This is a genomic window from Ralstonia sp. UNC404CL21Col, from assembly GCF_000620465.1.
Classification (GTDB): domain Bacteria; phylum Pseudomonadota; class Gammaproteobacteria; order Burkholderiales; family Burkholderiaceae; genus Ralstonia; species Ralstonia flatus.
Window position 1 is genome coordinate 476,357 of record NZ_JIBE01000003.1, and the last position, 20,446, is coordinate 496,802.

13 protein-coding genes are annotated in these 20,446 nt (G+C 66.2%); 5 read left to right on the top strand and 8 right to left on the bottom strand.

The genetic code is table 11. The features are described 5' to 3' along the window. Window positions 1–17: 17 nt before the first annotated feature. The 3 genes from N511_RS0102300 to N511_RS0102310 all read left to right on the top strand — a co-directional run bounded on the left by N511_RS0102300 (window position 18) and on the right by N511_RS0102310 (window position 2,856). Window positions 18–659 (top strand): glutathione S-transferase family protein, encoded by a 642-nt coding sequence (locus N511_RS0102300; RefSeq protein ID WP_027677818.1) that lies wholly within the window; start codon window positions 18–20, stop codon window positions 657–659. Between the two features lie 89 nt (window positions 660–748). Beyond that, a complete protein-coding gene (locus N511_RS0102305) occupies window positions 749–2,035 on the top strand; it encodes an MASE1 domain-containing protein (RefSeq protein WP_027677819.1) in 1,287 nt (428 codons plus the stop codon). Continuing rightward, entirely contained in the window at window positions 2,032–2,856 is an 825-nt protein-coding gene (locus tag N511_RS0102310; protein WP_027677820.1) for an alpha/beta hydrolase, read from the top strand. Before N511_RS0102305 ends, N511_RS0102310 begins: the two co-directional genes overlap by 4 nt. Before the next feature lie 12 nt (window positions 2,857–2,868). On the opposite strand, the gene N511_RS0102315 is transcribed toward N511_RS0102310, so the two are convergent. The 3 genes from N511_RS0102315 to N511_RS0102325 form a co-directional block, all read right to left on the bottom strand. Then, on the bottom strand, window positions 2,869–6,024 hold the full coding sequence (locus N511_RS0102315) for an efflux RND transporter permease subunit (protein WP_027677821.1): 3,156 nt from the start codon (window positions 6,022–6,024) through the stop codon (window positions 2,869–2,871). A 2-nt stretch (window positions 6,025–6,026) separates the two neighbouring features. After that, window positions 6,027–7,208 carry an efflux RND transporter periplasmic adaptor subunit gene (locus tag N511_RS0102320; protein WP_027677822.1) on the bottom strand — a complete coding sequence of 394 codons (1,182 nt, stop codon included), beginning with the start codon at window positions 7,206–7,208 and terminating at the stop codon, window positions 6,027–6,029. A 164-nt stretch (window positions 7,209–7,372) separates the two neighbouring features. Continuing rightward, a complete protein-coding gene (locus tag N511_RS0102325) occupies window positions 7,373–9,718 on the bottom strand; it encodes a patatin-like phospholipase family protein (protein WP_027677823.1) in 2,346 nt (781 codons plus the stop codon). A 271-nt stretch (window positions 9,719–9,989) separates the two neighbouring features. On the opposite strand from N511_RS0102325, the gene N511_RS0102330 reads away from it, so the two are divergent. After that, window positions 9,990–11,666: an L-lactate permease gene (locus tag N511_RS0102330; protein ID WP_027677824.1), complete on the top strand. Its 1,677-nt coding sequence runs from the start codon at window positions 9,990–9,992 to the stop codon at window positions 11,664–11,666. A gap of 484 nt (window positions 11,667–12,150) precedes the next feature. Next, window positions 12,151–13,983: an ABC transporter ATP-binding protein gene (locus N511_RS0102335; RefSeq protein WP_027677825.1), complete on the top strand. Its 1,833-nt coding sequence runs from the start codon at window positions 12,151–12,153 to the stop codon at window positions 13,981–13,983. A gap of 3 nt (window positions 13,984–13,986) precedes the next feature. Here N511_RS0102335 and N511_RS0102340 read toward each other — a convergent pair whose 3' ends face one another. From N511_RS0102340 to parC, 5 genes are all read right to left on the bottom strand, one after another. Continuing rightward, entirely contained in the window at window positions 13,987–15,306 is a 1,320-nt protein-coding gene (locus tag N511_RS0102340; RefSeq protein WP_027677826.1) for an MFS transporter, read from the bottom strand. Between the two features lie 46 nt (window positions 15,307–15,352). Then, on the bottom strand, window positions 15,353–16,735 hold the full coding sequence (locus N511_RS0102345; RefSeq protein ID WP_027677827.1) for an amino acid permease: 1,383 nt from the start codon (window positions 16,733–16,735) through the stop codon (window positions 15,353–15,355). Between the two features lie 237 nt (window positions 16,736–16,972). Then, complete coding sequence (locus N511_RS0102350) at window positions 16,973–17,518, bottom strand: chromate transporter (protein WP_197032025.1); 546 nt, start codon at window positions 17,516–17,518, stop codon at window positions 16,973–16,975. Continuing rightward, entirely contained in the window at window positions 17,500–18,072 is a 573-nt protein-coding gene (locus tag N511_RS0102355; RefSeq protein ID WP_027677829.1) for a chromate transporter, read from the bottom strand. Before N511_RS0102355 ends, N511_RS0102350 begins: the two co-directional genes overlap by 19 nt. A 4-nt stretch (window positions 18,073–18,076) precedes the next feature. Beyond that, entirely contained in the window at window positions 18,077–20,419 is a 2,343-nt protein-coding gene (gene parC, locus N511_RS0102360) for a DNA topoisomerase IV subunit A (protein ID WP_027677830.1), read from the bottom strand. Window positions 20,420–20,446: the final 27 nt, after the last annotated feature.

Genomic DNA, 20,446 nt, shown 5'->3' on the forward strand with positions numbered 1-20,446 from the left:
GAAAGGAGCCGTCGTCGATGCTGCGGATCTGGGGAAGACTCTCTTCGGTCAACGTTCAGAAAGTGGTCTGGTGCGCGCGCGAGCTGTCGCTGGACCATGAGCGCATCGACGTCGGCGGCGCCTTCGGCGGCGTCGACACGCCGGAATTCAAGGCGATGAACCCGAACGGGATGATCCCCGTCATCGAAGACGGCCTGAACGATGCCGGCGATACGCGCTTCGTGCTGTGGGAGTCCAACGCCATCGTGCGCTATCTCTCGGCACGCTACGGCCCGGGCAACCTCTACCCGCTGGAGCTTCACGAGCGCGCCGATGCCGACCGGTGGATGGACTGGCAGACCACGTCGTACAGCCCGTCGATGGTGGATGCGTTCATGCAGCTCGTGCGTACGCCGGAAGACCAGCGCGACGCCGCGCGCATTGAACGCTCGCGCCAGGCCGCGGAACGCAGCACCGCCGTCCTCGAAGCCGTGCTGGCCAAGCAGCCCTACGTGGCCGGCCGCCGCTTCACCATGGCCGACATCGTCTGCGGCTGCGCCACACACCGCTGGCTCGGCCTGCCGATGGACCGCCCGGCGCGCCCGAACCTCGAGCGCTGGATGGCCGAGTTGCGCGACCGCCGCGCCGCACGGGAAGTCCTGGCGCTGCCTGTCGTCTAAGCCCGCCCGAAACCGGTTGCGGTAGCATCACCAACCGCGCACGGCACCCAAGCCGGCGCGGTTTTTTGTTTTCACCGAGGGAAACCCGGATGCCATTGAACCGACCTTCCACCACCGTCGCCACGATCCTCTGGGGCGCGCTTTACCTGGTTGCCGCCATCGTGTCGCACCGGCTGAATGGGCCGGTCGACATGACGGGATACATCTGGCTGCCGGCAGGCGTGACCATGGCGGCGTTCATGCTGCGGCCGTACCGCGAATGGCCGGGGCTGGGCGCGGCGTTTGCCGTGGCCCAGCTGGCGCTGGCCGCGATTGAACACACCAACCCGGCGCACGCCATGTTGTTCGTGCTCGACGAAGCCGGGAGCGCGGCCCTGGCCGTGGCGCTGGTGAGGCTCGCGCGCGTACCGCTCGAAGGCTTGTACTTTGTGCGCGCGATGCTGGTGGCGGGCGCGGTCAGCGCGCTGCTCGGGGCGCTGTTCGGGGCGGCATGGTTTGCGTGGTCGCAGGGCGGCGCGTTCGGCCACGTGCTGCGCATCTGGGCGGCGTCGGATTTCCTGGGCGTGCTGATCGTCACGCCGGTGTTGGCGGCGTGGTCACGCTTTCGCGCATTCCGCTCGGGCGGCACGGACCGCACGGATTTCCTGCTGGGCCTGGCGGCCGCGATTGCGCTGGCGCTGTCGGCGTACGTCATCTTCGATGGCAACAGCGATGCCAAGTTTGGCGACGGCATCGGCTTTGCGCTGACCTACGTCCCCCTGTTCTTTGCCGTGGTGGTGGCCCTGCTGTGGGGCGGCCGCGGCGGCTCCATGGCCGTGCTGCTGCTCACGCTGGTGGCGCTGACGCAAACCGCCGAGGGCGACGGCCCATTCGCCGTGCTCGATCACCACTATGGTCAGTCGCTGCTGGAAGCGCAGCTGTACCTGGGCATTGCCGCGCTGCTGGTGCTGCTGGTGAGCGCGCTCAAAACCACGCGCGAACAACTGCACGAGCAGAGCGCGCAATGGCAGAACCGCGCGGAACTGGCGTTGGCAACATCGGGCCAGCTCGTCTACACCATCGACCCGGCCAGCGGCCGCATCGACTGGGGCGGCGACGTGGTCCTCGTCTTCGGACACGACGCGGCGAGCATGGCGTCGATCTCGACCGTACTGCAACTGGTGCATCCGGATGATCGCGACGCGCTGCGTGCACGTTGGCTCGGAGAGACCTCGCTGGACGACGGAGCCGCCATGCCCGCGCGCCGCCAGACGCTGCGCATCACCGCACGCGACGGCACGCTGCACACCGTGGTGGATACCGGTGGCCCGCTGATGGATGCCGTGGGCAACATGGCGCTCGTCACCGGTACCTGGTCGGTCGAGACCGCACTGTGACCGCATCGGCGTCCGGCAGCACGGCTGTGCTGCTGATCCATGGTCTGGGCGGCACGGCCTACGACGTGGGCGTGCTGCAAAAAGCGCTGCGCAACGCCGGCGCGGTCACGCACGTGCCAACCTTGCCTGGCCACGGCACGCGCCCCGAAGACCTGATCCACATGCTCGCCGAGGCCTGGCTTGAAACGCTCACGCAAACGTATGAGCAGCTCATCGCCGAGCACGACACCGTGCATATCGCTGGGATGTGCATGGGCGCATTGCTGGCGCTGGTGCTGGCGCACCGGGTTCGGCATGGCATTGCGCGCCCGCAGGACAGGCTGGCGCTGCTCGCCACGCCGATCCATATCGATGGCTGGTCGACGCCGTGGTATCGGGATCTGCGCTACCTGGTCTATCGCATCCCGGGCATGGCGGCGCGCATGCGCGTGGAAGAAGACGAGCCGTTCGGCATCAAGAACCCGCTGTTGCGTCGGATCATCAAGGCGAAGCTCGCACGCGGCGACAGCTTCCACTACCCGTGGGTGCCGCTGGCGTGCATTCGGCAGGTGGACCGACTGCGACGCTGGGCGCTGTCCGGCGCGCCCGAGACGCAGTGCCAGACGCTGGTGATCCATTCCCGTGAAGACGAACTCACCAGCCTGCGCTCGGCCCAAACACTGCAGGCCACCCTGCCCCATGCGCGCAGCGTGGTGCTGGAAAACAGCTACCACATGATCTGTGTGGACAACGACCGCGATCAGGTCGCCGCCGAGGTCCTCGGCTTCTTCGGTTTCGACCCCGCAGCGGCCAGGCGTAAGAGCCCAGCCGCCGCAGATTGATCACGACGCCGATCAGGCCGCCGGCCCCGCAGTCTCGTGCTCGTGCGCCGCGTCCAGCCGGCGCTGCCGCTCGCTGCCCTTGAACACGCGCCGCACCACCACAAAGAACACCGGCACCAGGAACACCGCCAGCACCGTCGCCGCGATGATCCCGCCCAGCACACCCGTGCCGATGGCGCGCTGGCTGGCCGATGCCGCGCCGGTCGCAATCGCCAGCGGCACGACGCCAAAGGCAAACGCCAGCGACGTCATCACGATCGGCCGGAAGCGCAGGCGCGCAGCCTCCAGCGTGGCGTCGATCAAGCCCATGCCCTGCGCCACGAGATCCTTGGCCACTTCGATGATCAGGATCGCGTTCTTGGCCGACAGGCCGATGGTCGCAATAAGCCCGACCTTGAAATAGATGTCGTTGGGCAGGAAGCGCAGCGTGGCGCCCAGCAGCGCACCCAGCACCCCCAGCGGCACCACCAGCATGACTGCCAGCGGAATCGACCAGCTCTCGTACAGCGCTGCGAGGCACAGGAACACGACGAGGATCGACAGCGCAAACAGCGCCGGCGCCTGCGCACCCGACAGCCGCTCCTCGAACGACTGCCCCGTCCACTCGTAGCCGAAGCCTTCGGGCAGGCCGCGCGCAATCGACTCCATCGCCGCCATCGCCTCGCCGGAGCTGTGACCCGGCGCGGGCGAGCCGGTGATCGTCATGGCCGGAAAGCCGTTGTAGCGATCGAGCTTGAGGGGCCCCACAATCCACTTCGTCGTGGTGAACGCCGAGAGCGGCACCATCGCCCCAGCCGCATTGCGCACATGCATGCGGCCAAGCTGCTCGACCGAGACGCGCTGCTTGCCGTCGGCCTGCACGATCACGCGGCGCACCTGATTGCGGTAGACGAAATCGCCGGCGTAATCGGAGCCGAACATCACGGCCAGCGTGCGGTTGATGTCATCAATCGACACGCCCATCGACAGCGCCTTCTTGCGGTCCACATCGATCAGCACCTGCGGTGCATCGCCCTGGCCCGCAAACGTGACTTCCGACAGTGCGGGATGCTTCGCAGCCTCAGCCAGCATGCGGTCGCGTGCCTGCGCAAGGCGCTCGTAGCCGGCGCCTCCGCGGTCCTGCAGGCGCAGGTCGAAGCCGGGCTTGCTGCCCAGCTCCGGCAGCGCGGGCGAGTTCATCGCCATGACCATCGCGCCCTTGATCTTGCCGAACGCCGCGTTGGCGCGCTCGACCACGGCGTCGACGTGCTGGTCAACGCCCTTGCGTTGCTTCCAGTCCTTGAGCGTCAGGAAGAGCATGGCCGCGTTCTGCCCGTTGCCGTACAGGCTGAAGCCCGTGATGGCCAGCGTGGATGCCACCGCCGGCTCCTGCGTCATGAAGTGCTGCTCGGCTTGCCGCACGACGTCGAGCGTTTGCGCCTGTGTGGCGCCGGTCGGCAGCATGACGACGGTCATGAACTCGCCGGTGTCTTCTTCCGGCAGAAAGGCCGTCGGCAGTTGCGTGAACAGCAGCACCACCACGCCGATAACGGCGCCGTACGCCACCAGCGCGCGGCCCGTGCGGTTCAGCAGCTTGGCAACGCCGCCTTGGTAGCGCGCCGTCAACCGCGCAAAGCCCCGGTTGAATGCGCCGAAGAAGCCCTTGCGCTCGGCACCGTGACCAGCCTGCACCGGCTTGAGCAGCGTCGCGCAAAGCGCTGGCGTAAGCGTCAGTGCCAGGAAGGCCGAAAACACCATCGACACCGCCAGCGACAGCGAAAACTGCCGGTAGATATTGCCCACCGCGCCACCAAAGAACGCCATCGGCACGAACACCGCCGTCAGCACCAGCGAGATGCCGACGATGGCCCCGCTGATCTGCCGCATCGCCTTGGCCGTTGCCTCGCGCGGCGAGAGCCCCTCTTCGTGCATCACGCGTTCGACGTTTTCCACCACCACGATGGCATCGTCGACGAGGATGCCGATGGCCAGCACCAGGCCAAACAGCGTCAGCACGTTGATGGAAAAACCCATCGGCAGCATCACCGCAAACGTGCCCAGCAGCGCGATCGGCACCACCAGCGTCGGGATCAGCGTCGCGCGCAGGTTCTGCATGAACAGCATCATCACCAGGAACACCAGCACCACGGCTTCGAGCAGCGTCTTGACCACCTGCTCGATGGCGATGCCGACAAAGCGCGAGCTGTCGTACGCCACCTCGTAGCGCACGCCGGGCGGGAAATGCGCCTGCGCTTCGTCCAGCACCGCGCGCACGCGCTTGGCCACGCCCACGGCGTTGGCGCCAGGGGCAAGCTTGATGCCGATGGTCGTGGCCGGCTTGCCGTTCATGCGCGAGAGGTAGAGGTAATCGCTGCCGCCCAGCTCCACGCGCGCCACATCGCGCAGCAACACCATGCGGCCCTGCGCGTCCGCACGCAGCGGAATCTGGCCGAATGCATCCGGCGTAGTCAGCCCATCGTCACCGGTGACGCTCGCGTTGATGGGTGCGCTGCCCGGCACGGCGCCGCTGCCGATCTCGCCCACGGTGATGCGCGCGTTGTAGCGGCGCACGGCGTCGCTCAGGTCGCCGGCGGTCAGGCCCAATGCGGTCAGCTTGTCGGCATCGGGCCAGATGCGCATGGCGTATTCCGCATCGAACAACTGCGCGGTGCCAACGCCCGGCACGCGACGCAACTGCGGAATCAAATCTGACGAAGCAAGGTCGCCCAGGTCGATGCCGTCAAAGCGGCCACGCTCGGCCGTCAGCGACAGATACATCATGTAGTTCTCGGCCGCCTTCTCGATGCGGATGCCGTTGCGGCGCACGACCTCAGGCAGACGTTCCTCGACGATCTTCAGCCGGTTCTGCACCTCCACCGCCGCAAGATCGGGGCTCGTGCCCTGCGTGAACGACAGGTTGATCGACACGTTGCCCGCCGCATCGGACGACGACGACATGTACAGCAGCCCCGGCGCGCCGTTCATTTCGCGCTCGATGATGGCGGTGACGGCACTCTCCACCGTGCGCGCCGACGCGCCCGGATAGTTGGCCGAGATGCTGACATTGGGCGGGGCAATGTTCGGGTACTGCGCCACGGGCAGTTTGGGCAGCGCGAGCACGCCGGCCAGGATGATGGCCAGCGCAATCACCCAGGCAAAGACCGGGCGGTCGATAAAGAAGCGCGCCATGGTCAGCCCTTCTTCGGCTTGGTGTCAGCACGCGGTGCTGCGGGTACCGGCTTGACCGCCATGCCCGCTTCCAGCGTCTGCATGCCCGGAATGACGAGGCGCTCTCCGCCGGACAGCCCGCTCGTCACGAGCCATTGGTCACCGGCCAACGTTTGCGCAGCCACGGAACGCACGGCCAGCGTATTGTCGGCCTGCACCACAAACACGGATGCCCCGTGGCGGTCGCGCTGCAACGCGCCCTTCGGAACCGTCACCGCGCCCTGCTGCACGGCGTGCGAAAGCTTCACGCGCACGTACATGCCAGGCAGCAGCAGGCCGTCGGGGTTGGGCAGCACGGCGCGCATCAAAACGTTGTCCGTTGCGCGGTCCACCGCCAAGTCGGAGAACAGCAGCCTGCCCGGGCGCTCGTACGCCACGCCGTCGCTCAGGATGACCTGCACGCCGATGTCCTGGCCGCTCAATGCAGCGGCCTGGCCCTTCTTGAGCGCGCGCTGCAAGGCCAGCACTTCGGCAGCGGGCTGCGCAAAGTCTACGTAGATCGGATCGATCTGCTCGACGGTGGTGAGCGGCGTGGCAGCGTCTTCCTTGACCAGCGCACCTTCGGTGACCTGCGCGCGGCGCGAGCGCCCGGCAATCGGGGCCGTGACGGTGGCATAGCCCAGGCGCAGTTGCGCGGTTTCCAGCGCGGCACGGCTGGAGACCACGTCTGCGGCGGCCTGGCGCTCCGCGGCTTGCGCTTCGGCATATTCCAGCTCGCTCACGGCGCGCGTGGCGGCCAGGCCCTTGTAGCGCGCCGCCTTGTCGCGGGCGATGGCGAGTTGCGCCTGCGCGCGGGCAAGCGCGCCTTGCGCGGCGTCCACCTGCGCCTTGAGCGGCGCCGGGTCGATGCGGAACAGCACCTGGCCGGCCTTGACCACCTGGCCTTCTTCGTAGGCCCGCTTGAGGACGATGCCGTCGACGCGCGCCCGCACTTCCGCCGTGCGATACGGTTCAAGCCGGCCCGGCAATTCGGTCACCAGCGGCGCATCGGAGCGCTGTGCAACGGCAAACTCGACCTCCGGCGGACCAGCGGGCTTGGCGGCCTCATCCGCATGCTTGCCGCACGCCTGCAACACAGCCAGGGCGCACGCGCACAACAACCACCGGGACGAACGGTAACGACGGAACAACACGGAGAACATCATGAGAAAGGGGGCTGGGCGCGACCGCGCCCGAGGTCTTGAACGAAGCGAAGCGGAAGGCTAGCACGCACATCCGCCGCGACCTGACCGATTGATTTCCCAGTCTGATCAAGACCTTACGAAGCGCGCAAGACCGCAGTCGCCCGATGTCGTTCCAGAACGTCAGCTCAGAAGACGCGACCCAGCTGCAGGTACACGTTCCACACGCCCTGCGGCGCCACCGCAAAACCGAAGTACAGCGGCCCGATCGGGCTGTTGCCGCCGACGAATACGCTGCCGCTCTTCAGGTAAGGGCCGGTGCCGAAGTTGTTGCGCAGCTGCCAGACGTTGCCGGCCTCCGCGCTGGCGCCGAACACCGGCGCGCGCAGGCCGAGCAGATCGTCGATGCGCAGGTCGTACAGATAGGTCAGGCGGCCGTACAGCATGTACTGACCGTTGAACTGATCCTGCGCGTAGGCCGAAAGGTGCTGGAAGCCGCCGAGGAAAAAGCCTTCGTTGGCGCCGTTGCCCGTGTTGCCGCCGTTCTCCCGCGTCGGGCTGTTGACGCCAAACTGGCCAGCCCCTTCCAATGCCACATTGAACGTGTGGCGGCCGTAGCTCGTCGCCCACAGGCCCTTGGCCTGGGCCGTGTTGAACTTCTTGTCGAGCGAACCGAAGCCCGCTTCCACGCTGCTGTAGAAGTAATAGCCGCTGCGCGGAAACAGCGGGTCATCCAGTTGGTCCAGCGTCAACTGGGCGCGAAAGGCCGGCTGCTTGGCGCGAAGCGTCGGCAGATCCAGCGCCCCTTCGTCCGTCAACGCCAGATAGTTGAACGCCGCGCTCTTGCTCATGTAGTTCACGCCCAGCCGCAGTTCGCCCTTGCGGCCGAGCGGGATACCGAGGTCGACGCCGGCACGCGCGGTTTCCATGGTCATGCTGTTGAACGGCTTGGCGTCCTTGGTCGGCGCCTCGTCGTCAAAGTAGAGATCGGAGCGGCGGCGCGAGTACTCGGCATACGGCGCCACGTAGAACCCGCGCGCCTGCCACAGCGGCTGGCGCAGCTCGGTATGGATGCTCGCCCGGTTGCTGCCGAGCACGATGTCATTGCGCCATTCCAGCCCGCTCTGCGTGAGCCACGGATACCGATGACCGAGATTGACGTTGAACGCGCCGCGCCCGTCGAAGTTGGTCGACATGCCCAGCCCGAACAGGAAGAACTGGTTGCCCCAGGACTTTTCATGCGCATCGATCTTCAACGTATGCACGCCGTTCTGTTCCACCAGCTGCTGCGTGACGGTTTCGAAGTCGCCCGTGGTGGCCAGCGCCGACAGTTCGCGATTCAGCGCCTCGGCGTCATACGCGTCGCCTTCGCGCACCTTGACCAACTGGCGCACACGCGCAGGCGGTACACGGCCGCTGGTGGTCACATCAATGGCGTCGATGCGCGCGCCCGCCACCAACGTGCCCTGCGGCTCATGGGCGGTGCGGTACGCGGCATACGCCTGCGGCGACAGCGACAACGCCGCGAGCTTCGCCTCGACGCCCTGCGCCGCGCGCTCCCCCTGCAGCACCCCCTGCGGGCCCTTGGCGAAATCCGTGAACGAAAGCTCCGAGAGCTGCGGCTCGATCAGCACATCCTTGCCGCGCAGCAGCGCCTTTTGCGCCCGCACGTTCTGGCCGACGAGGATGGTGATCATCTGCTGCGTCACCGCGGCCGGCGAGGCCAGGTCTTCAGGCCGCTGCAAGTCCGACCCGATATTGACGGCGATGATGATGTCTGCGCCCATGTCGCGCGCGAGCTGCACAGGCAGGTTGCTCACCAGGCCGCCATCCACCAGCGTGCGCCCGCCCACCTCGATGGGGGCAAACAGGCCCGGCACCGCCATGCTGGCGCGCATGGCCAGCGGCAGCGAGCCGTGGTCGAGAATCACCCCGTCGCCCGTGGCCAGATCCGTCGCCATGGCCTTGAACGGAATCGGCAGGCGCGAGAAGTCGATGTTGTCGGGCCACTGCGCCGTCCAGTTCTTGAGCAGCGCCAGCAGGCGGTTGCCCTGCACCAGCCCGGCCGGCAGCTTGAGCCTGCCGTCGCCATAGCCGGCGGACAGGCCGATCGGATACTGGAAGTCATCTTCGCGCAGCGACTGCGGCAGCTTGGCCCGATCGTTGCGATCGAAGGCGATGTCGCTCAGGTCCACCTGCGAGAGCTTCTGCTCCAGCGCGTCCGCACGCATGCCGCTGGCGTACAGGCCGCCCACCACGGCGCCCATGCTCGTGGCGGCAATCACATCCACGGGAACGCGCATGCGCTCCAGCATCTTCAGCACGCCAATATGCGCATAGCCGCGCGCCCCGCCGCCCGACAGCACCAGGCCGATACGCGGCCGCGTCGATTCGGTGTTCGCCTGCGTTGGGGCTGCCGCAGTCTGGCCATGCACGACAGGCGACAGCGTCGCCAATGCCACAAACGCAGTGACCACAGCGGCAGCCAATCGGGCGCCGCGGCGGCGAGACAGGAAGGCCGTCAGAAAAGCCATGAATGGAGGGCGAATTGGAGTGGGTCGGGGGTGGGTGGGCTGCGCTGCAGGCGCAATGATTCCACAACCCGGATTTACCCGGTGCAATTGCTTGCGCCGCGCCAACTCACGCACGGGCGCCGATGAATACTTTTCAGGGCGAAAGTGACAGAATATTGCCCGGACCCGGACACGCTTGTTCCTACAATCCGCGGTTGCCTCTTAAAAAAGGGGCAACAGAAGACGTTCGGTATCGAGAAGAACTGAAACGCCCAAACAGGAGGAGATCAAGATGTGGAATCAAGTCTATGACCCGCTCGGCAGCGCCGTGTGGTCGACCATCGCAGCCGGGATACCGGTGGCGGTGCTGCTGTGCTCGCTGGCGTTCTTCCATATGCAGGCGCATCTGGCCGCCGGCCTGGCGCTGATTGTCGGGGTGGGCATCGCCTCGTTCGTGTTCGGCATGCCGACCACAATGGCCGGCAAGGCTGCGGGCCTTGGCATCGTCTCGGGCCTGTTCCCGATCGGCTGGATTGTCCTCAACATCATCTTCCTGCATCGGCTCACCACCTTGAACGGGTCGTTCAAGGTCTTGCAGAGTTCCATTTCCGGCATTACCGAAGACCGCCGCCTGCAACTGCTGCTGGTGGCGTTCAGCTTTGGCGCGTTCTTCGAAGGCGCGGCGGGCTTCGGCACGCCGGTGGCGGTGACGGGCGCCATCCTGATCGGCCTGGGCTTCTCGCCGCTGGCCGCGTCGGGCCTGGCCCTGATTGCCAACACCGCGCCGGTGGCCTACGGCGCGCTGGGCGCTCCGCTGATCGGCCTGGCTTCCGTTACGGGGCTGGACTTGCTGCAGCTCTCGGCCATGGTCGGCCGCCAGCTGCCGTTCTTCTCGGTGCTGGTGCCGTTCTGGCTGATCTGGGCGTTCGCGGGTTTCCGCGGCATGCTGCAGATTTGGCCGGCGATCCTGGTGGCGGGCGTGTCGTTTGCGATTCCGCAGTTCCTGGTGTCGAACTTCCACGGCCCGTGGCTGGTGGACGTGATTGCGGCGTTGGTGTCGATGGGCACACTCACGCTGTTCCTGAAGGTGTGGAAGCCCAAGACGATCTGGACGTCGACCGCCCTGCGCAACCGCGAGGACAACTCCCGCGTCGACCCCGAAGCCGCCGCCGAGGCGCGCGAAGCCACCACCGGCACCAACGGCAAGATCACGCGCGTGCAGGCATGGCTGCCCTGGGTGATCCTGACGGTGTTCGTCTTCATCTGGGGCGTACCGCAATTCAAGGCATTTGCCGACGGCCTCTGGGCATTCAAGTTCGCCATCCCGGGCCTGGACAAGATGGTGCTCAAGGGCCCGCCGGTGGTGCCCAAGGTGATTGCCGAAGGCGCGGTGTTCAACTTCAACGTGCTGTCGATGGCGGGCACGGGCATCCTGGTGTCGGCCATCGTGGGCGGCCTGCTGATGGGCTACTCGCTGCCGCGCATGGCGAAGGAGTACTGGAACACCATCAAGCTGACGCGCTATTCGCTGCTGACGATCTGCGCGATGTTCGGCATCGGCTACCTGACGCGCTACTCCGGCTTGGACGCAACGCTAGGCCTGGCCTTCGCCCATACGGGCGTGCTGTATCCGCTATTCGGCACGATGTTGGGCTGGCTGGGCGTGGCGCTGACCGGCTCGGACACGGCATCGAACGTGCTGTTCGGGGGCCTGCAGAAGACCACGGCCGAGCAGCTTGGCCTGTCGCCGATCCTCATGTCGGCGGCCAACAGCTCGGGCGGCGTGATGGGCAAGATGATCGACGCGCAGTCCATCGTCGTGGCGTCCACCGCCACCAAGTGGTACGGCCACGAGGGCGACATCCTGCGCTACGTGTTCTTCCACTCGCTGGCCCTGGCCTTCCTGGTGGGGCTGATGATTACCCTGCAGGCCTATGTGGAGCCGTTCACGCGGATGGTGGTGCACTGAGCCCCCGCTCCCGACAGAACCCGAAAGCCGCTCAATCGAGCGGCTTTTTTCATGCGAAGCCGACACGTCGAGCGAAAAGCCTCGCACGCCGGGTTCCGAACTCCAGCAGCAGAGTCCAAAACCTCTCGTGTCGAGTTTCGAACCCCAATCGCCGGGTTCGACAACCCCACACGTCGCGTTCCGAACCCCAACCGCCGGGTCCAAAACCTCACGCGTCGCGTCCTGAACGCCAACCGCCGGGTTCAAAACCTCACACGTCGCGTTCTGAACCCCAATCGCGGAGTTCAACAACCCCACGCGTGGCGTTCGGAACCCCAATCGTCGAGTTCAAAACCTCACGCATGGCGTTCTGAACGCCGATCGCCGAGTCCTGCACGCCGTAAGCCACCCCGCCAACATGGGCACTTTCACGCGCGTATCATGGGCAGCTCTTCCGCGCACGTCCCGCCCTGGGGCGTCGGTCTCCTCTTCCCCCCGACCCGACATGCTGCTGCGCCGCCTGGAAAAGCTCATTGATCCGTTCCGTCCCCTGCCCGACACACAGCCTCCGGCCAATGTCTGGCGCTTCTACGCCTACTTCCTGCGCGAAGTGCGCGGCGTCTTTGCGTTCCTGCTGGTCGTGGGGCTGCTGGGTGCGCTGATTGAAGTCGCGCTGTTCGACTTCCTGGGCCGCATCGTCGACATGATCCAGGCGACACCCGGCCCCGCGTTCTTTGGCCGCCACCGCAACGAGCTGCTGTGGATGGCCTTTGTGGCGTTGATCGCGCGGCCGGTCATCTTTGGGCTGCACGACGTGCTCGTGCATCAGGTCATCAACCCCAACCTGTCGAACCTGATCCGCTGGCAGAACCACCGCTACGTGCTCAAACAGAGCCTGACGTTCTTCCAGAACGACTTTGCCGGCCGCATTGCCCAGCGCATCATGCAGACCGGTTTTTCACTGCGCGATTCCGCCGTGCAATCCGTGGACGCGCTCTGGCATGTGGTGATCTACGCGATCAGCGCGATGGTGCTGTTCGCCAGGGCCGACTGGTGGCTCGTGGTACCGCTGCTGGTGTGGATTGGCTGCTACGTCGCAGCCCTGAGCTACTTCGTGCCACGCGTGAAGGCGCGATCGGTCATCGCCACGGAGTCGCGTTCCAAGCTGATGGGCCGCATCGTTGACGGCTACACCAACATCACCACCCTCAAGCTGTTCGCGCATACGCAGCACGAAGAAAGCTATGCGCGCGACGCCATGGCCGAGCAGACGGACAAGACGCGCCTGTCCGGCCGCATGATCAGCGGCATGGATTTCACCATCACGGCCATGAACGGCCTGCTGATTGTCGGCACATCGGCGCTCGCGCTGTGGCTGTGGAGCGAGGGCCGTGTGAGCGCCGGCACCATTGCGCTGACCACGGGGCTGGTGATCCGCATCAACAACATGTCGGGCTGGATCATGTGGGTAGTGAACGGCATCTTTGAAAACGTCGGGCAGGTGCAGGACGGCATGCAGACCATCGCGCTGCCGCGCGCCGTGATCGACCAGCCCGATGCCAAGCCGCTGCACGTGACGCGGGGCGAAGTGCGCTTCGAGCACGTCGGCTTTCACTACGGCAAGGGCAGCGGCGTGATCGAAGGGCTGGATCTCGTGGTGCGCCCCGGCGAACGGATCGGCCTGGTTGGCCCGTCCGGTGCGGGCAAATCGACGCTGGTGAATCTGCTGCTGCGCCTGTACGACGTGGAGCGCGGCCGGATTCTCGTCGACGGTCAGGACATTGCAGCGGTGACGCAAGAGAGCCTGCGCGAGCAGATCGGCATGGTCACGCAGGACACGTCGCTGCTGCACCGCTCCATTCGCGACAACCTGCGCTACGGCAAACCCGACAGCACCGAGGCCGAGTTGATGCAGGCCGTGCATCGTGCGCGCGCCGACGAGTTCATCCCGCAGCTATCCGATGTGCAAGGGCGACGCGGCTTTGATGCGCTGGTGGGTGAACGCGGGGTGAAGCTCTCGGGCGGTCAGCGGCAGCGCATCGCGATTGCGCGCGTGCTGCTCAAGGACGCGCCGATCCTGATCCTGGACGAAGCCACGTCCGCGCTGGATTCGGAAGTGGAAGCCGCCATCCAGGAAAGCCTGGAAACGCTGATGCAGGGCAAGACCGTGATTGCCATCGCGCACCGGCTCTCGACCATCGCGCGCATGGACCGGCTGGTCGTGCTCGATGGCGGGCGCATCGTCGAGAGCGGCACGCACGCGGAGCTGCTGGAACACGGCGGCCTGTATGCGCGGCTGTGGGCGCACCAGACCGGCGGTTTCGTCGGGGTGGACTGAGCGTTACGACAGGCGGCGGCCGAGCGTCTCGGGCACCATCGCCAGCCCGATCAGCGAGACGAGGCCGCAGCCGATCACGTAGAACGCCGGCGCGTTGGCGTTGCCCGTGAGGTGGATCAGCTCGGTCGAGAAGAACTGCGCGAAGCCGCCAAAGATGGCGATGGCTACGCAGTAGGCGATCGACAGCCCCGTGGCGCGCAGCCGCTGCGGCAGCACCTCGCTCACCAGCACCATCGACGCCGGCGAGGTCATCGACATCGGCACCGACAGGCAGCCGACCACGATCAGCAAGCGGGCGAGCGATGGGTCTGCGTTGATGAGTGCGAAGGCCGGATAGATCATCGCGAGCAGTGCAACGCGCGACCACAGCACGACCTTGCGGCGCCCGACGCGGTCGGCCAGCCGGCCGGCGAACGGCGACAGCACCACCTGCACCAGCGCCGCAATGCACGCCGCCCAGATCCCCAGCGACAGCGGCATGTGCAGCACGCTCACAGCGTAGTTGCTGAGGTAGTAGACGATGATGTACGTGGACGACGCCACGCCGATCATCAGCAGGATGCTGGCGACCAGCGCACGACGGTGTTCGCGCAGCAACGGCAGCGTGGCGTCGGCTTCGCGCGTGCTGGGCGGTGCGGCGGTTTCCTCCAGACGGCGGCGGATGATCAGGCCGACCGGGATGACGAGAATGCCGATGACGAACGCCAGGCGCCAGCCCCACGACTCCAGCGCCGCGGGCGCCAGTACGTTGCTCAGCAGCAGGCCGACCAGCGCGCCGAACAGTGCGGCCAGCCCCTGGCTGAACGGCTGCCAGCTCGTATAGAAGCCGCGCGAGCGGTCGTCGGCGTATTCCAGCAGCAACGCAGTCGAAGCACCCATCTCGCCGCCGATGGCAAAGCCCTGCACCAGCCGCGCCAGCACGACGAGCATGGGCGCGAGGATGCCGATCTGGGCGTAGGTGGGCGTGACGACAAAGACGAGCGATGACAGGCCCATCAGCCACAACGTGAGCGCCACGGCGGGCTTGCGGCCTGCGCGATCGGCGTACATGCCGATCAGCAGACCGCCGAGCGGACGCATCAGGAAACCCACGCCGAAGGTGGCGAACGACATCAGCAACTGGCCGGTCGCGTTGCCGACGGGAAAGTACAGCCGGCCGATCAGCGTGGCGAAGAAGCTGTAGACCACGAAGTCATAGAACTCCAGGCCGTTGCCGATGGTGATGGCCGCAATGGCCCGCGTGCGTGACAGCGGTTGCGCGTGGCCGGTCGCCTGTGTGCCGGCGCGGCCGGCGTACGACGGCGCAGAGGTGTGGTTCGACATGGGTTGTCTCCGAAACTCGTCTTTTTATTTGCGGGGCGGGCCGGGCTCACGCCCCGCTGGCCTCTTCCGCCAGAACGGCCGCTGCGTTGGGCTTCACGCGCAGATACCATGCGGCCGACATGAGCAGCACCCAGCCTGCGCCCACGTACAGCGCCACGCGGGTGTCTTCCATCGTGCCCAGCACGCCGATCACGAAGAGCATGAACGCGATGGCAAGGGCCGGCCCCACGGGCCACAGCGGCACCTTGAACTTGAGCGCCCGCACTTCTTCCGCCGACAGGCGACGGCGCATCGCAACCTGCGACAGCAGGATCATCAGCCAAACCCACACGGTGGCGAACGTGGCGATCGACGCGATGATCACGAAGACGTTCTCGGGAATCAGGTAGTTCAGCACCACGCCGCACAGCAGCGCGCCAGCCATGAACAGCACCGTCACCCAGGGCACACCGTGGCGCGACGTGGCTGCAAAGATGCGCGGCGCCTGGCCCTGCTCGGCCATGCCGTACATCATCCGGCCCGCGCCGAAGATGTTGCTGTTGATGGCCGAGATGGCAGCCGAAATGACGATGAGGTTCAGGATTGCCGCCGCAGACTGGATGCCCAGCCCCGAGAAGATCTGCACGAACGGGCTGCCCTGGCCGTCGATGCCCGTCCACGGGAAGATCGCCATCAGCACGCACATTGTCAGCACGTAGAACAACAGGATGCGCGCCGGCACGGCATTGATGGCCTTCGGGATGACCTTGTCGGGGTTCTGCGCCTCGCCGCCGGTGATACCGATGATCTCGACGCCGCCATACGCAAACATCACCACGGCAAACGACGCCAGGAGGCCGCCCACGCCGTGCGGCAGGAAACCGCCGTGCGACCAGAGATTGCTCAGGCCCGACGCATGCTCGCCGTTCATCTTTACGCCCAGGAACAGGATGACGGTGCCGCCGACGATCATGGCGCCGATCGCCACGATCTTGATCAGCGCGAGCCAGAATTCCATCTCGCCGAACACCTTGACGTTGCAGAGGTTCAGGCCGCAGATGAGCATGACGATACCGAGCACCCAGATCCATTGCGGGACCTCGGGAAACCAGAAGCCCATGTAGATGCCGAAGGCGGTCACGTCGGCCAGGCAGACGATCACCATTTCGAGGATGTACGTCCAGCCGGTGAGAAAGCCGGCGAGCGGGCCGAGGTTGTCGCGCGCATAGCGCCCGAAGGAGCCGGAAACCGGCTGGCGCACCGCCATCTCGCCGAGCGCGCGCATGACCATGTAGACGGCCGCGCCGCCGATGATGTACGCGAGGATCACGGCCGGACCGGCCAGCTGGATGGCAGAAGCAGAGCCGTAGAAAAGGCCCGTGCCGATGGCCGAACCGAGCGCGAGAAAGCGGATATGCCGCGCGCGCAGGTTGCGTTGAAGGTGTTCCAAACTGTCTCCTCTTTATGTCCGCGAGGCTGTCGGTGCGGTGCCGGGCTGGACGCACGCGTCGAGCGGACCCGAATTCACATACAGACAACATCGCTTTGATCGATATGTTGTTGTATATACATCATGAACGGCATTGGGGTATTCCCGAGGGCCGTGGCGCCATCTCGTTGGCGAGCGGGCCAACAAAAAAGGCGGACATGCGTCCGCCTTGGTTTTTGCAGGCGTGCGACCGGGGCGCTACACCCAGCCCATGCCGCCGACCAATGCCCCCAGCCCCACAAGCACCAGCGGGTGGACGCGGGTGAAGGAGCACGCCACGACCGTCGCCACGGTCAGCGCGATGGTGCTGAAGCTGCTGTCTGCGCCGCGTGCGAGCACCCAGCCGGTGGAGAACAGCAGGCCGATCGTGAGCGGTGCGAGGCCACGGCGGACCAGCGCATTCCAGCGCGCGTCGGGCTTGCGGTCCATGACCCGCGCGATAACAGCAGCAATCACGCACGACGGCCCGCAGATGCCCACCAGCGAGGCAATCGCCCCGCCCAGACCCGCCGCCTGCCAGCCGAACAACTCCACGAACAGCACGTTGGGGCCCGGCGCCGCCTGCGAGATGGCGTACATGGCGCTCAGCTGCTCGCTTGTCATGTAATGCCGCGTGTCGACCAGGAAACGGTGCATGTCAGGCAGCGTCGAACTGGCCCCGCCGATGGCGAGAAAAGACAGCACGAGAAAGTGCCAGAACAGGTCGAAGACGGTGGTGAGATAACTCATCGCATTGCCCACCATTCGAGCACGAGCGCGAGCGGAATCAGCACAAGCATCACGGGCAGCAACGGCCACTGCAGCACGCCAATGGTGAGGAAAACCGCCAGGCCGATGCCGAGCGCGCGCCAGGTGCGCGACTGGCCCTGCGCCAGCTTGACGGCCGTTGACAGCACCAGCCCCGCTGCCACCGCCGCCATGCCCTTGAGCAGGTTCTGCACCACCGACAGCGCGCTGAAGTGGTCGTACAGCATGACGATCAGCAGCAACACCACCGCGGGCGTCAGCACCAGGCCGGCCATTGCGGCAGCGGCGCCGCGCACCCCGTGAAAGCGGTAGCCGAGCATCACCGAAAGGTTGACCACATTCGGGCCCGGCAACACCTGGCCCAGGCTCAGCAGCTCGGCGAACTCGGTGTTGGAGAGCCACCGGTTGCGATCGACAATGCCGGCGCGCGCAAAGGGCAGCACGCCGCCGAAGCCCGACAGGCCCATCCGCGCAAACTCGGTGAAGAGCTTGCTGCAGGACGGGATGTTTGCTGCGATGTTGGCTTCAGGCGCGGCGGTCGGATCGCTCATGGGTTCAGGCGGCGTCCGGCGCGGGCTTGGGCAACGAGAGCTTCGGATCGCGCAGCTTGGGCTCCAGCGTCTTGCCCTTGCGTGCGCGCTTGCCGGCGTACGGCTCTTGGGCGCGCGTCGTCAGGGTCTGCTCGACTGCCTTGCCGCCGCGCGGGCCAGTGCCCGAGAGCACAAAGCCCGCTGCGCCAAAGGCCACCGCCTGGAGCAGCGTTTCGTTCTTCTCCAGCTCCATCAGGATCACGCCACGGCCACCGCTGGCGAGCGTCTTCAACTCGCTGATCTGGAACAGCAGCATGCGGCCGCCTTCGGACAGGCACGCCACGCCGTAAGCGTCCGCCGGCACCGGCGCCGGTTTGTTCGGTTGATCGCCTTCGTCCAGCGTCAGGAACGCCTTGCCGGCCTTCTGGCGGCCGACCATGTCGCCCACCTTGGCGAGGAAGCCGTTGCCGCCGCGCGTGGAGATCACCAGGTTCTGTTCGGCATGGCCCGCGAAGGTGTGGGCGATGTGCGTGCCCGGCGCGAGTTCGATCAGCGTCGTCAGCGGCACGCCGTCGCCACGGCCGCCCGGCAGGTTCGCCACGGCCACGGAATAGACGCGGCCCGTGCCCTTGTCGTCGCGCGTGCCGAAGATCAGCAGCGCATCGGTGGTGCGGCATTCAAACGTGTCGTACAGCGTGTCGCCCGCCTTGAAGGCGAATTGCGTGGCGTCGTGGCCGTGGCCCTGGCGCGTACGCACCCAGCCCTTCTGCGAGACGATCACCGTGACGGGTTCGTCGACGACCTTCACTTCGGCAGCGGCGCGGCGCTCTTCCTGGATGAAGGTGCGGCGGTCGTCGCCGTATTGCTTCGCGTCGGTTTCGATCTCCTTGATGATGCGACGGCGCATCATGGTTTCCGACTTCAGCAGCACGTCCAGCTCGCCCTGCTCTTCGCGCAGATTCTTCAGCTCCTGCTCGATCTTGATGGCTTCCAGGCGAGCCAACTGGCGCAGGCGGATTTCCAGGATGTCTTCGGCCTGACGATCGCTCAGGTTGAAGACCTGGATCAGCGCGGCCTTGGGCTCCTCGCTCTCGCGGATGATGCGGATCACGTCCTCAATGCGCAGCAGCACGAGCTGCCGGCCTTCGAGGATGTGGATGCGGTCTTCGACCTTGCCCAGACGATGGCGCGTGCGGCGCGTGACCGTGGCGAAGCGGTAGGCGATCCATTCGCGCAGGATCTCAGCGAGGCCCTTCTGGCGCGGCCGGCCATCCGTGCCGATCATCACCAGGTTGATGGCCGCGCCCGATTCCAGCGATGTGTGGGCCAGCAGCGCATTGGCAAATTCCTGCTGGTCGATGTTCTTGCTCTTGGGCTCGAACACGAGGCGCACCGGGGCGTCCTTGCCGGACTCGTCGCGCACGGCATCGAGCAGGCCCAGCATGGTCTGCTTCATGGTGAGCTGATCCGGCGACAGCGACTTCTTGCCCGTGCGCACCTTCGGGTTCGTCAGCTCTTCAATCTCTTCCAGCACCTTCTGCGACGAGGTGTTGGGCGGCAACTCGTTCACCACCAGTTGCCACTGGCCGCGCGCGAGTTCTTCGATCTTCCAGCGCGCGCGCACCTTCAGGCTGCCGCGGCCGCTCTCGTACACCTGCGCAATGTCGGCTGCGGACGAGATGATCTGGCCGCCGCCCGGGAAGTCCGGACCCGGCATGTACTGCATCAGGTCGGTGCTGGTGAGCTTGTCGTCGCGAATGAGCGCCACGGTGGCATTCGCCACTTCGCGCAGGTTGTGCGACGGGATCTCCGTGGCCATCCCCACCGCAATGCCCGATGCGCCGTTGAGCAGCACGAACGGCAGGCGCGCCGGCAGAAGCTTCGGCTCTTCCATCGAGCCGTCGTAGTTCGGGATGAAGTCGACCGTGCCCTGGTCCAGCTCTTCGAGCAGCAGGCGCGAGATGGGCGTGAGGCGCGCTTCGGTGTAGCGCATCGCCGCTGCGCCGTCGCCGTCGCGCGAGCCGAAGTTGCCCTGGCCGTCGATCAGCGGATAACGCAACGAGAAATCCTGCGCCAGGCGCACCAGCGCGTCGTAGGCGGATTGATCGCCGTGCGGGTGATATTTACCGAGCACGTCACCCACCACACGCGCCGATTTGACGGGCTTGGCGTCAGCGCGCAGGCCCATCTCGTGCATTGCGAACAGGATGCGGCGCTGCACCGGCTTCTGGCCATCGGCCACTTCGGGCAGTGCGCGGCCCTTGACCACGCTGATGGCGTAGTCGAGGTAAGCGCGCTCGGCATAGGCGCCAAGCGTGAGCGCTTCGGCCGGCTCGCTGGGGTCGAAGAGGATGTCTTGTTGTTCCATGGAGGCTCAAGCGAAAGCGGCGCGCTT